Here is a 13,039-nt window from a genome sequence, read left to right as displayed (position 1 = left end):
AGTTCCACGGCGCGCCCTGCACACAGACAGGTAGCTTGAGGACTGATGGTTCATAACGATGGCTCCCAGAACAGTGATCGTCCCGGGACGACCGCTTCCGGTGACAACGATGGCGCCCAGAATGACGACCGTGCGATGACTCCTTCCGGTGACAACGCGACCCCGCCGACCGGCGGTGAGCTTTCGGTAGCCGAGCTGCGCGAATGGCTGCGCCGCTGGGTCGCCGACGCGACCGGACAGTCTGTCGACGCGATCACCGTCGACCGGCCGATGGAGGAGTTCGGCCTCGCCTCGCGCGACGCCCTCGCCCTCGGTGGTGACATCGAGGACCACACCGGAGTCTCGCTGGCCCCGACGGTGATCTACCAGCATCCGACGATCGCGTCGCTGGCCGAGATCATCGTCAACGGTGAGCCGGAGCCCGAGCCCGAGGACTCCTCGGACTACACCGCCGCGTTCGCGCCGTCCGAGGCGCACGACATCGCGGTAGTCGGTCTGTCCACGCGTCTGCCGGGTGCGGGTACCACGCCCGAGTCGACCTGGGAGTTCATCATCGGACGCGGTGACGCGATCCGTGAGCTGCCCGAAGGTCGCTGGTCGGAGTTCCTGACCGATCCGTCCGTCGCCAAGACCATCGACCAGGCCAACACCCTCGGCGGCTACCTCGACCAAGACGTGGTCAAGGGTTTCGACGCCGAGTTCTTCGCGATGTCGCCGATCGAGGTCGAGCAGGTCGACCCGCAGCAGCGGTTGATGATGGAACTCACCTGGGAGGCGCTCGAGCACGCGCGCATCCCGGCCAGTGACCTCAAGGGTGAGCAGGTCGGCGTGTTCGTCGGCTCGTCCACCAACGATTTCCAGATGATCGCCTCGCTCGGTCTCGGCGACACCGATCCCGACGCGCCTGCCTCGTCCCGGGGATACGCGCTGCTCGGCGGCTCGACTGGTGTCATCGCCAATCGCGTCTCCTACTTCTACGACTTCCGTGGCCCCTCGGTCACCGTCGACACCGCCTGCTCGTCGACCATCGTCGCCGTGCACCAGGCCGTGCGCGCGCTGCGTTCCGGCGAGGCCGAGGTGGCGATCGCCGGTGGCGTGAACATGATCCTGGCTCCGGTCATCACCCTCGGTTTCGACCAGAACGGCGCTGTCGCCAAGGACGGGCACATCAAGGCGTTCTCTTCGGATGCCGATGGCATGGTTCGTTCCGAAGGCGCCGGCATGGTCGTGCTCAAGCGCCTGGCCGACGCCGAGCGCGACGGCGACAACATCATGGGCGTCATCAAGGGCTCCGCGGTGAACTCCGACGGCCGCTCCAATGGCCTGTTCGCACCCAACCCCGAGGCACAGGCCGACGTCCTGCGCGCCGCCTACCGTGACGCGGGCATCGTCCCTTCCACGGTCGACTACATCGAGGCGCACGGCACCGGCACCCCCATCGGCGACCCGATCGAGGCCGAAGCGCTCGGTCGCGTCGTCGGCCGTGGCCGCGATGCCGACAAGCCCGCCCTGCTCGGTTCGGCCAAGTCCAACTTCGGTCACCTCGAATCCGGCGCGGGCGCCGCGAGTCTCGCCAAGGTGCTGATGTCGTTCCAGCACAACGTGATTCCGCCGAGCATCAACTACGCGGGCCCGAGCCCGTACATCCCGTTCGAGCAGGCCAACCTCAAGGTCGTCGACGAGGCGACCGAGTACCCGCGCTACAGCGGCGTCGCTACCGTCGGCATCTCCGGCTTCGGTTTCGGTGGCACCAACGCGCACATGGTGCTGCAGGAGTACGTGCCGACGGCTCCGGTTGTCGAGGACGTGACCGCCGAGCAGGTCGCCGCCGAGGAGATCGAGGGCGAGGAGACCACCGATGTGGTCGCCGAGGCCATCGCGATCACCGAGGCCGCCGTTGAGCCGGTGGAGCCCGTGCTCGAGTGGGACGGCGAGCGCGCTGAACCGCTCCCGGTGATCCTGGCCGTATCCGCCTACCTGCCCTCGCGCCGCAAGCGCGCGGCCGCCGACCTGGCCGAATGGCTGGCGGGTGCGGGCAAGGACGTGCCGCTGGTCGATGTGGCTCGCTCGCTGGCCAAGCGCAGCCACCAGCGTTCGCGCGGTGTGGTGCTGGCCAAGACCCACGACGAGGCCGTCGCCGGTCTGCGCGCCATCGCCGAAGGCAAGCCCGGCGCCGGTGTGTTCACCGCCGATTCCCCGGCCGCCGCCGCGCCGGTGTGGGTGATGTGTGGCTTCGGCGCGCAGCACCGCAAGATGTCCAAGCAGCTCTACAACGAGAACTCGATCTTCCGCGCGACCGTCGACGAGGTCGACGCGCTGGTGCAGGACGAGGCGGGCTACTCGATCCGCGAGATGTTCCTCGACGACGAGCAGGACTACGACGTCGGCACCTGCCAGGTCGGAATCTTCACCACCCAGCTGGGCCTGGCCGCGGTGCTGCGCGCGCACGGCGCGGAACCCGCTGCGGTGGTTGGTCATTCGATGGGTGAGGTCGCGGGTGCGTATATCGCGGGCGGCCTGAGCATCGAGGACGCGGTGCGCGTGATCTGCGCCCGCTCGCGCCTGATGGGCGAGGGCGAGCAGATGCTGAGCGACGACGACGTGCGCAATATGGCACTGGTCGAGCTCAGCGCCCACGATGTCGCCGAACTGCTGCCGCGCTTCCCCGATGTGGAGGTCGGGGTGTACGCCGCACCGACCAACACGGTCATCGGCGGGCCGCGTGAGCAGGTCGAGCAGATCGTCGCCGAGGTGGAAGCTTCGGGTAAGTTCGCCCGCATCCTCCAGACCCGGGGCGCCGGCCATACCTCACAGATGGACCCGCTGCTCGGCGAGTTGGCCGCCGAACTGGCGGGTATCGAGCCGACCGCGCTGCGGACCGGTCTGTACTCCACGGTGCACGAGGGCCTGTTCTTCAAGGCAGGCTCCGAGCCGGTTCACAACGAGCCCTACTGGGTGAAGAACATGCGTGGCTCGGTGTACTTCACCAACGCGATCAAGGCCGCCATCGACTCCGGGCACACCACGTTCCTGGAGCTGGCACCCAATTCCGTTGCGCTGATGCAGGTGCTGGGCACCACGTTCGCGGCGGGCGTGCACGACGCGCAGCTCATCCCGACTTTGAAGCGTAAGGAAGACGAGTCCGCCGGTGTGATCGGCGCGCTCGCCCAGCTCTACGTGCACGGCCACGCCGTGAACCTGAGTTCGCTGCTGCCCGAAGGTGATTACGCCGACGTGCCGCGAACCGCGTTCGTGCGCAAGGAGTACTGGCCCAAGGTGTCGATGTCCTCGGGCGGCGGGAATACCCGTGTGCCCGGCGCGCACGTGGCCATGCCGGACGGCCGTCACGCCTGGGAGATTCAGGCCTCCTCGGTCAGTGACCTGGCCGTGCTGGTGAAAGCCGCTGCCGCACAGGTCCTTTCCGATGTCGCGGTCGCTGTTTCACATCCGCACGCCGCACTGCCCACCGCGGGCACGCTGACCACCACGTTGACGCCGCACCTCGGTGGTGCGTCGGTCCAGGTGCACGCCAAGTCCGGCGCCGCGTTCACCCTGCTGTTCGACGCGGTCGTCACCTCCGGTGCCGCTCTCCCCGAACCCGTTGTCGCCGTGGCGGTTCCGGTCGCCGAAGCCGCGCCGACCGCCGCCGAGATCGCCATCGCCACCGGCGACCGCTGGAGCCCCGACAGCGGCGAGACCATCGAGCAGCGGCTGTGTGTCATCGTCGCCGAATCCATGGGCTACGCCGTCGAGGACCTCCCGATGGAGATCCCGCTGATGGAACTCGGCCTCGACTCGCTGATGGCGATGCGCATCAAGAACCGCGTCGAATACGAATTCGACATCCCGCAGCTGCAGATCTCGGCCGTGCGCGACGCCAGCCTCAACGAGGTGTCGAAGGTGCTGCGCTACGCGATCGAGCATCGCGACGAGGTCGCGGCGATGGCGGAGAAGCAGGCTGCCGCCAAGGCCGCCGGTGAAGATGTCGAGCTGGGTGTCGACGCCAACTTCGTCGAGGCTGCTCGGGCCGCGATCGCCGCGGGTGAGGATCCGTTGGCGGTGGCGAAGCAGGCCGAGGCCGAGCTGTCGTCGGAAGCTGCTGCTGCCGAACCGGTTTCGGATGCCGCGCCGACTGATGCCAGTGCCCCGACCGCTTCTGAAGCGGGTGCTGTCGCCGAGGCCGCGACTGTCGCCGAGGTGGCTGCGTCTGCCAACGACGCTGCCGCCGAAGCAGTTTCGGAGCAGGCTGACATCGACTACTTCGCCGATGCGAGCGCCGATGAGGACAACGTTCCGCCACGTGACGCGGCAGAGCGCCTGACCTACGCCACCTGGGCTGTCGTCACTGGTGCTTCGCCGGGTGGCATCTTCAACACCCTGCCGATTCTCGAGGAGGAAGTCGCCGAGAAGATGGCGGCCCGCCTCACCGAGCGGGTGGGTGCCGAGGTCACCATCGACGACGTGCTCGACTGCGAGACCATCGAGCTGCTCGCCGATATCGTCCGCAACCTGCAGGACAGTGGCGCCGACGTGGAGGGCTTCATCCGTCCGCTGCGTGCCCGTCCCGAGGGCTCCGACACCGTCCCGCTGTTCGTCTTCCATCCGGCCGGTGGCAACACCCTGGTCTACGAGCCGCTGATGAAGCGACTGCCTGCCGACACTCCGGTCTACGGCTTCGAGCGGGTCGAGGGTTCCATCGAGGACCGTGCGCGCGAGTACCTGCCAGAGCTGCGCAAGATCCAGGGCGATGGTCCGTACGTGCTGTACGGCTGGTCGCTGGGTGCTGTGCTGGCTATGCAGGTAGGCCAGTTGCTGCGCGAGGAAGGCGCCGACGTGCGCTATGTCGGTCTCATCGACCTCGCGATGACGGTCGAGGGCGAGGACAACAGCCCCGAGGAGCGTGTGCGTCGCCTGGAGCGGTATCAGGCGTTCGCCAAGAAGACCTACAACGTGCCCACCACGCTCGACCGAGAGCAGCTCGAGGAACTGGCAGCGGTGTCCGACACTGAACAGTTCTCGATGATCAGCGACCTGATCAAGCTCTCGGGCGCGAAGATCCCTGGCGGTGTGCTCGAACATCAGCGCACCTCGTGGCTCGAGAACCGCGCACTGCTGCAGGTGGAGCCCCGCCAGTACGACGGCGATGTGGTGCTCTACCTGGCCGACCGCTACCACGACGGCGCTATCGAGCTCGAGCCTCGCTTCGCCGATCGCAGGCCAAACGGTGGCTGGGACGAGTACGTTCCGAACCTGGAGGTCGTCCACATTCCGGGCGACCACCTACAGATTGTCGACGAACCGCGGATCGGCCAGATCGGTGCCGACCTCGCCGCCAAGCTGGCCGCGATTTCCGCAAAGGGAGAATAAGTAAGTGAGCACGACCGCCGAAAAGCTTGCCGATCTACACGAGCGGCTCGAGCTCGCCAAAGAACCCGCCGGTGAGAAGGGCATCGCCAGGCGGGCGCACAAGGGCATTCCAAGCGCGCGCGACCGGATCAACATGCTGATGGATCCGGGCACCTTCGTCGAGATCGGCGCGCTCGTGCGCACCGCTGGCGACCCCAACGCGCTCTACGGCGATGGTGTCGTGGCTGGGCACGGGTTGGTCGATGGTCGGCCGGTCGCGGTGTTCTCGCACGACCAGACCGTGTACGGCGGTTCGGTCGGCGAGGCGTTCGGCCGCAAGCTGTGTCGGCTGATGCAGTACGCGTCCAAGGTCGGCATCCCGCTGGTCGGCATCAATGATTCCGGTGGCGCGCGCGTGCAGGACGCGATCAGTTCGCTCGCTTGGACCGCGTGGCTGGCTACCAATGTCGAGCCGCTCTCGGGCATGGTGCCGCTCGTCTCGGTGCTGTTCGGTAACTGCGCTGGTGGCGCGGTGTATCAGCCCATCTGCACCGACGTCGTCGTGGCGACCGAGGACACCAAGATGTTCGTCACCGGTCCTAAGATCATCAAACAAGTCACCGGCGAGGATGTCAGCCTCGAGGAGCTGGGCGGCGCCCGCACCCAGGCCGAGAACGGCAACATCCACCATGTCGCCAAGGACGAGGCCGCGGCCTTCCAGTGGGTGCGCGAGTACCTGAGCTATATGCCGTCGAGCTGCCAGGAACTGCCGCCGGTGGTGAACCCCGGTCTCGAGCCGGAGATCACCGACTCCGACCGCGAGCTGAACACGTTCATGCCCGACTCCGACAACGCGGGCTACGACATGTACGACATCCTGCTGCGCATCTTCGACGACGGTGAGTTCAAGGAGATCAGCGCCGAATCCGGCCAGAACATCATCACCGGTTACGCCCGCATCGACGGCCGCACCGTCGGCGTCGTCGCCAACCAGCCGATGTCGGCGGCAGGCGCCCTCGACGCCCGCGCCTCCGACAAGGCCTCGCACTTCGTGCGCCTGTGCGACGCGTTCGAGATCCCGCTGATCTTCGTCGTCGACACCCCCGGCTTCCTGCCCGGCGTCGAGCAGGAGAAAGTCGGCGTCATCAAACGCGGCGGCCGCTTCCTGTTCTCCTACGTCGAGGCCTCGGTCCCCAAGATCACCCTGGTGGTCCGCAAGTCCTACGGCGGCGGCTACGCGGTGATGGGCTCCAAGCAACTCGGCGCCGACATCAACCTCGCCTGGCCCACCGCCCGCATCGCCGTCATGGGCGCGGAAGGCGCGGTCAGCCTCCTCGGCGCCGCCCAGATCGCCGCCGCCCCCGAAGACCAGCGCGCCGCCATCCGCCAAAACCTGATCGATTTCTACAACGCCAACGTCGCCACCCCCTGGGTAGCAGCCGAACGCGGCTTCATCGACGCCATCATCGAACCGGCCACCACCCGCCTCGAACTCCGCCGAGCCCTGAAGTTGCTCCAGGACAAGAAGATCCAGCGCAACCCCCGCAAGCACCACGTGTTGCCGCTTTAACCAGAACCCCGAACGGGCCGCCACGGAAACTTCCGAGGCGGCCCGTTTGCGTATCTGGGGCTCAGCAGGCCCAAACCTGATCGCCGCTGGGTATCGTTGTTGCCATGACCGCAGCGCCTGAGCCGCTCATGACGACCGGGGAGTTCGAAGAACTTGCTCGCGTCGCCGGTCGTGTTTCGGAGGGTGTTCGTCTGGAGTACGTCGACGGGAAGCTGGGGGCGAAGGCAGTGCCGGACGGGGACCATGATTGCGTGCTCGAGTGGCTGATGCGCGTCCTGCTCGTGTTTCGGCCCGAGCTGTGGCTATTCCCCGAACGCGGACTGAAGATCGACTCCTACCGCACCGGCCGAGCGCGCCCTGACGGCACGCTGGCGCCCACCGGAGTTTTCGCGGGCCAGTCGGAGTGGGCCGACCCGGCCCCGGTTCTGATGGTCGTCGAGGTGACCTCCCACGACCAAGACACCGACCGTCGCGACCGCTGCGAAAAGCCCCGCGCCTACGCCCGAACGGGCATCCCGGTCTACCTCTTGATCGACCGAGAGAAAGGCTGCGTCGTGGTCCGCAGCAACCCCGTCGACGGCGACTACGAACGAATCCTGATCCAGCCGTTCGGTACCGAAGTCTCGATACCGGACCCGGTAGGCATCAGCATCGACACCGAGCCACTGAAGGCCTGGGTTTCCTGAGTCAGATCCCGTTGAGGTCGATCGCCACAGGGAAAGGCGCCGACACGTCAACCGTTCCTGTGAACATGTCGCCGGTCCGATACGACCTGGTCGCTGGGTCGAGCCGGTTGTGCCGCGACGGGCAGTTTTCGTCAGAGCGTTTGGGTGACCCACTACCGCCGGTAGTTCGGGTTCGCGTTGTACCCGGCGCCCGCCTGCGGTTGATTCTGAACGTGCGGCGCATAAGCGGGTGCGCCGTATCCGGGAGCTCCCTGCGGCCACTGGCCCTGGGCTTGCGGCGACCCATACGGAGCGGGTGCGGCCTGCTGCCACTGGCCCTGAGTCTGTGGCAGCCCATTAGGGGCGGGCTGTGATCCACCGACCGGCGGGAACCCTTGCGGCGTGGTAGCGGCGCGGCGAGCCCGGCGTGACCGGAGATTGCTGCGCAGCCAGAACGCGGAGCCGACGCTCATCAGCGCGCCGCCGCCGATCAGCATCCACCCGGTGCGCTTGTTCTGGGCTTCCTGCTCGGCGGCGTCGCGCTCCACCGATGAACCCTTGCTGGTCGTCACGCAGGTCTGGCCCGCCGACATGGCCTTGCCGTCGCAGTCGGCACCGCTGTTGAGTGTGGCGATTCCGCCGAAAACGAGGAAGCCACCGAACACTACGCCCAGCACCGAGTAAACGAGATCTTTCACGTATTCCCCCAAGAACTTTGATGAGTCGAGACACCGTACCGCGTGCCCCGTGGTGGGCAAATTGACGGACCCAGACCGATCTGGTCGGGACGGTTCGGGTTTACCTACCTGATCGGAGCACCCAAGGGTGCCGGTGTCGTAACCATCCCTGCCCGCTTCCCCGCACCGAACCCCGATTTGCGTCCTCGGCCAACACAATTGGCCCCACGCCTGTTTCGGCGTGTGGCGATGCTGGACCTGGGCGAAGGTGTGCACTCCCGAACCGACCAGGTGCGTACGTGCGAGGCGTACGACGAAGGTGCTCGCAGGAGGCTGGGTGTCAGGGTTGTTTGTCCCTCGGTCGGGCTCTCCGATAACGACCGACAGGAGCGGCCAGGGGCCCAGGGCACGACACAGGTAGCTCGTCGTCAGGGCGGACTTCACCCCTGGAACGACGAAAGCCCGGCGCAGGGTGCGCCGAGCCGTTGCATGTAGGATTTCACCCTACGGTGCGAACAGCTGTTGTCTGTTTCGTACCTAGGCCGTTCGGTGAGTTGGTAGCTCGCCGGGCGGCCGTTCTTGTTCGTGTGACGCTACACACTGCGGGCCCGCCGAGCAACTGGCGAGTTTTCGCTCCTGCCAGGCACTTCCGTGAAATCACCCATCGCCGCGACCTCTTCGCAGACCCGCAGTGTCAACTTGCTGCAATCCCCGAAGCTCGACGGAGGTTTGCCTGCCTCGGCTGGGATGCAGGCAGACTCCGCTGAGCTGCCCCGCCGGTTACCATCAAGCCCATGAGCATCCCTGGGGGGACGGCCAGTCGTTGACTGTTGTCCCGGACAAAGTTCGTGAAGTCGGCAACTACGTCTACGGCCTGGCGGATACGCTGCGCCAAGCGCTCGACTCGGCTGCCCGCGAGGTCGACGCCTGCGCGGGATCGAGTTGGACCGGCGATTACGCCAACACCTTCGCATCCGGCTGGTCCGAAACCCGAACCGGCGGCAATGCGATCATGACAGCGCTGGTCGAGATGGCCGAAAAGCTCGGCGTCACCGCTGATACCTACACCAACGCGACGAAGCCAACTCCGCCGCGCTCGGTTCGTTCAGCCTCGACCTACCGGGGCTATGAGATGGCATCCGAATTCACCGTCAATCTCGAGCACCTCGAGCAGATCGTCACCAAGCTCGTCGGGTTGTCGGGATTCATCGGCGACCATCTCGACGAAATCGATGACAAAGTGGCCGGCCTGATCGGAACCGGTTGGGAGAGCGTCGCCGCCGATGCGTACCAAGTTGCCCATCAGCAGTGGGCGGTCGGGGCCCGTGAATTCGTGGAAGGTATCCGCGACATGAGCGACGCGGCTAAGGCGGCGCATGGGCGGTACACCAACGCCATCGACGTCAATTACCGTATGCTGCAAGGCGGTTAGTGTGTACGTCGATTGGGTTTCCTACTATGACGCTGCCAAGAAATGCCACGACTTAGCCGACGATCTGCGCGCGGCTGACAAGCCCCTGCACACAGCGGTCAAAGACGTGGGCGCCGGGATGGCGGGAGACGCGCCGGGATGCGTCGAATGGGCGAAAGCCTACGACGGTGTCGCTCAGCGCGCGCTCCAAGCATGCACGAACCTTTCGGATGCTCTTACCAACTTCGGTAATGTCCTCTATGCGTCCGGGTACAACTACGGAACCAGTAATAACAGTGACCCAGCACCGCCGCGGCCAACCGTCGCAGCGATGTCAGAATATAAGGTTACGATTCCGTCGGCGACTACCGGAACGTCCGGAATCGGGGTACGTAAAGACGGTGACGGCCAGTTCTTCGACGACCTACTAAGCGATATCACCAGCGAGTTCAAGAAGCTGCCAAATGCAAACGTCAATGCGCTCGCGAAGGTATCGGAGGCTTGGTCGACATTCGCGTCGAGTGCAGCTCTGTCCGGGGCGAAAGCGCGAATCGCAACCATTTCGTCGATGTTCGACGATATGGATCAGATCAAGAACCGAGAACTGATTCAGCAGCACCTCAACACCATCGGCACCTCGGCCGACGCCATAGTATTGGCTGCTCAGAAGATCGCCGCTCCCGTCGGTGAATTCAACACCGGTATCCACAATGCCAGTCGGCAAATCGATATAGAAATGACCGATCTCAAGATCGAAGCCGGATTCACCATCGGTCTTGCCGCCGTCGGATCCATCTTCTCCCTGGGCGGCTCGGCTGTGGCAGGAGTAGCTAGGGTCGGTGTGCTCGTAGTCAGCGCCATGACGAAAATCCGCAAGGTCCTCAATTCTGCGGACCTTCTGAAGATTCTCGGTTTCGCGGCAGCGTTCGGTGGGGCTGTCGCTGCTATTACTGCCTTCGACGAAGTGCCTGACACCCAAAAGGTGGCCTTAGCGCTCGCTGAGATCATCGCGATGAAGGTGCTAGTCGACGATTCCCAGCGCTACCAGAATCTTCCCGTCGCACCAGCGATTCCCCTGGGAGGGCTTACCGACCTAGCCGAGGAGTACATTCGCGACAAACATGTCGAAGGCGGTGCGACGGCTGCGGCAGACCCGGACAAGAGTACATTTGATAAGGACGTAGACTTGGATGACCTTATCGACCTGGGGGAGGATGAGACGGCGAGGGGGCCAAACAAATATGGCAACTATGAACGGGATATCGATGCCGGCGAAAACGTAGGACAGTCGGGTGGAAATCCGACAAGTCGCTACAAGATAATTACTGACAGGTGGGGAACTGTGACAAACATGTTCCCGATTCCGTAGAAGGTGAGTTATGGGTATCTCGATTATCGTTCAGAATCAGATGCATGACCGGGTTGAAATCTATTTCGAGCGGGTGGCGCCCAAGTTGTCGGAGATGGCCCTGGCCGCACCCTCGGGCACTATGCTCGGTGAGATACACGCGTACGCAGATACAATGTTCAACACTTTCCAGTTGAATTTGTTTCTAGATGAACTGTTGGATATGTCATCCGAGGATGAGCTTGAACAAGAGGTCTTCGACACATTGCGTATGGCTGCGGAGAAGGCGATCAGGTGTAATGGATATCTGTGGTTCAGTGGTGACTGATCGACGAAGATCGTCTGACGGCCCGGGCCGCCACCGGATATGACGGTGGCGGCCCGGTGCACTGCGTCGAAAGATTAAGCGACGGTGGCGGATTCGATGATGACGTCGTCGACGGGGACGTCCTGGTGGGGGCCCGCGCTGCCGGTGGTGACGGCGGCGATCTTGTCGACTACCTCGAAGCCGTCGGTGACCTTGCCGAAGACGGCGTAGCCCCAGCCCTGGCCCTGGGGGGCGGAGTGGTTGAGGAAGGCGTTGTCGGAGATGTTGATGAAGAACTGAGCGGTGGCCGAGTGGGGGTCGTTGGTGCGGGCCATCGCGACGGTGTACTTGTCGTTCTTCAGGCCGTTGGTGGCCTCGTTCTGGATCGGCGCCTGAGTCGGCTTCTGCTTCAGGCCGGGCTCGAAGCCGCCGCCCTGCACCATGAAACCGGGGATGACGCGGTGGAACACGGTGCCGGCGTAGTGGCCCGAGTTCACGTAGTTCACGAAGTTGGCGACCGTGTTCGGCGCGGCCTGGTCGTCCAACTCGAGCACGATAGGTCCGTAGTTGGTTTCGATATTCACCTTGGTCATGGAGTCGAGTCTAGGGAGGGCGGGGGCTCAGAAGAGAGCGGGGGTCCGGGCGGGCGCGTCACCTCGTCTTCCCGGTGCGATGCCAGGCTGGATATTCGCGAAAGGCGCACCCTGAATGGATAACCATGCGGATTAATTTCCAAGGGTATTCGGAATAGAATGAACGGCATCGAAGACTATTTCGGACGCACCCCTGACACGACGAAATCCGCGCGCTTCGAACAAGCGCGCGGCCTCGCCGACGGAGTATGCCCCAGAATGTGTGGACCCGCGTGCGTATTGCTACGCACGCGGGTCTTTATTGCATATATTTCACCGAATTCGTAGTGACTTCGTCGCGTTACCCGTCACCCGAATATCTGTCGATGGAATCAGGGGCCGACCGTGATCGGCACCGACGGGGTGCTGGTGTTGGCCACCGAGTAGGTGGCCGTGACAGAGCCCGTGGTGGAGCTGGTCGGGCACCCGAACCCGCCGGTCACCTTGACCGGGGCTGATGCGTTGGTTACCGAGACCTTCGAGGGTGCCCCATTGGTCCACGTGCCCGCGATCGAGGCGGGCGCGGTGGGCGCGACTACGGCAGTGCACGAGGCGAGGCCGCTGGTCTTGATCACCATGCCACCGGTGGGAATCGCCAGGCTACCGGTGATGGTGGGGCCGTTCTGCCCGGTGAGCGCCCAACTGCCGCTGGTGGTGATGGTGGCGCTGACACCCCACATGCTGGTGGTGCAGCCGGAGAAGGTCGGCGCCGCGATCGGCACCGACACCGGCCCGCTCGGATTGGTGTTTCCGGGTGCGGCGGGTACCGATCCGGTCGCGGTGGAGCTGGTACAGGTGACGGTCACGCTGCCCGCCACGAATTTGACCGTGCCCGAATTGGTCGCCGTTACATTCGCACCGGCGGGTGCGACGGTGGTGGATCCGGCGGCCTGCGCCGGTCCAATTCCGAAAGCGACTGCGGCCGCCGCACAACTCAAGGAAGCCATCGTTGCGCGCGCAAACAGCTTTTTATCGAACATTGCGTACTCCTAGGGTGAAACCGACAGACATTCGAAGTGAAGCTGTCGTGTTCAAGAATACAACCGCAATTGTTCGTCGTTGCGATTCTTTCGGCCTGAATAT

General features: G+C 64.6%; 10 protein-coding genes. 7 read left to right on the top strand and 3 right to left on the bottom strand.

Annotation, left to right across the window (positions count from 1 at the left end; all coding sequences use genetic code 11):
• Positions 1 to 135: 135 nt before the first annotated feature.
• The 3 genes from pks13 to ACFWO8_RS09360 all read left to right on the top strand — a co-directional run bounded on the left by pks13 (position 136) and on the right by ACFWO8_RS09360 (position 7,602).
• Positions 136 to 5,367 carry a polyketide synthase Pks13 gene (gene pks13, locus ACFWO8_RS09370; RefSeq protein ID WP_378946760.1) on the top strand — a complete coding sequence of 1,744 codons (5,232 nt, stop codon included), beginning with the start codon at positions 136 to 138 and terminating at the stop codon, positions 5,365 to 5,367.
• Positions 5,368 to 5,371: 4 nt separating this feature from the next.
• Positions 5,372 to 6,916 carry an acyl-CoA carboxylase subunit beta gene (locus ACFWO8_RS09365; RefSeq protein ID WP_378946755.1) on the top strand — a complete coding sequence of 515 codons (1,545 nt, stop codon included), beginning with the start codon at positions 5,372 to 5,374 and terminating at the stop codon, positions 6,914 to 6,916.
• Between the two features lie 104 nt (positions 6,917 to 7,020).
• A complete protein-coding gene (locus ACFWO8_RS09360) occupies positions 7,021 to 7,602 on the top strand; it encodes a Uma2 family endonuclease (RefSeq protein ID WP_378946752.1) in 582 nt (193 codons plus the stop codon).
• A 152-nt stretch (positions 7,603 to 7,754) separates the two neighbouring features.
• Here ACFWO8_RS09360 and ACFWO8_RS09355 read toward each other — a convergent pair whose 3' ends face one another.
• Positions 7,755 to 8,279 carry a hypothetical protein gene (locus ACFWO8_RS09355; protein WP_378946745.1) on the bottom strand — a complete coding sequence of 175 codons (525 nt, stop codon included), beginning with the start codon at positions 8,277 to 8,279 and terminating at the stop codon, positions 7,755 to 7,757.
• A gap of 802 nt (positions 8,280 to 9,081) precedes the next feature.
• On the opposite strand from ACFWO8_RS09355, the gene ACFWO8_RS09350 reads away from it, so the two are divergent.
• The 3 genes from ACFWO8_RS09350 to ACFWO8_RS09340 are packed head-to-tail and all read left to right on the top strand — an operon-like array spanning position 9,082 to position 11,345.
• Positions 9,082 to 9,690, top strand: coding sequence for a WXG100 family type VII secretion target (locus ACFWO8_RS09350; protein ID WP_378946742.1), 609 nt, complete (start codon positions 9,082 to 9,084; stop codon positions 9,688 to 9,690).
• Position 9,691: 1 nt separating this feature from the next.
• Positions 9,692 to 11,038, top strand: coding sequence for a hypothetical protein (locus tag ACFWO8_RS09345; protein ID WP_378946739.1), 1,347 nt, complete (start codon positions 9,692 to 9,694; stop codon positions 11,036 to 11,038).
• 10 nt (positions 11,039 to 11,048) lie between these two features.
• The gene (locus tag ACFWO8_RS09340; RefSeq protein WP_378946736.1) at positions 11,049 to 11,345 is read left to right on the top strand and encodes a hypothetical protein; all 297 of its coding nucleotides are present in this window, start codon (positions 11,049 to 11,051) and stop codon (positions 11,343 to 11,345) included.
• Between the two features lie 74 nt (positions 11,346 to 11,419).
• Here the strand turns inward: ACFWO8_RS09340 and ACFWO8_RS09335 are convergent, their stop codons facing one another.
• Positions 11,420 to 11,917, bottom strand: a complete 498-nt coding sequence (locus ACFWO8_RS09335; protein WP_378946733.1) for a peptidylprolyl isomerase — start codon at positions 11,915 to 11,917, stop codon at positions 11,420 to 11,422.
• Positions 11,918 to 12,288: 371 nt separating this feature from the next.
• Entirely contained in the window at positions 12,289 to 12,636 is a 348-nt protein-coding gene (locus ACFWO8_RS09330) for a hypothetical protein (protein ID WP_378946730.1), read from the bottom strand.
• Here ACFWO8_RS09330 and ACFWO8_RS09325 point away from each other — a divergent pair.
• Entirely contained in the window at positions 12,635 to 12,949 is a 315-nt protein-coding gene (locus ACFWO8_RS09325; protein WP_378946727.1) for a hypothetical protein, read from the top strand. The two genes, ACFWO8_RS09330 and ACFWO8_RS09325, sit on opposite strands and share 2 nt — an antisense overlap.
• Positions 12,950 to 13,039: the final 90 nt, after the last annotated feature.

Source organism: Nocardia sp. NPDC058480 (assembly GCF_042720495.1).
GTDB lineage: Bacteria > Actinomycetota > Actinomycetes > Mycobacteriales > Mycobacteriaceae > Nocardia.
Note: the sequence above shows the minus strand (reverse complement) of the source record. Positions and strands in the feature narration are given on the sequence as shown.

Coding starts and splice junctions, on each gene's coding strand:
- pks13 (WP_378946760.1), top strand. CDS start 136: ATGACTCCTTCCGGTGACAACGCGACCCCGCCGACCGGCGGTGAGCTT.
- ACFWO8_RS09360 (WP_378946752.1), top strand. CDS start 7,021: ATGACCGCAGCGCCTGAGCCGCTCATGACGACCGGGGAGTTCGAAGAA.
- ACFWO8_RS09340 (WP_378946736.1), top strand. CDS start 11,049: ATGGGTATCTCGATTATCGTTCAGAATCAGATGCATGACCGGGTTGAA.
- ACFWO8_RS09335 (WP_378946733.1), bottom strand. CDS start 11,917: ATGACCAAGGTGAATATCGAAACCAACTACGGACCTATCGTGCTCGAG.
- ACFWO8_RS09325 (WP_378946727.1), top strand. CDS start 12,635: ATGCTGGTGGTGCAGCCGGAGAAGGTCGGCGCCGCGATCGGCACCGAC.
- ACFWO8_RS09330 (WP_378946730.1), bottom strand. CDS start 12,636: ATGTGGGGTGTCAGCGCCACCATCACCACCAGCGGCAGTTGGGCGCTC.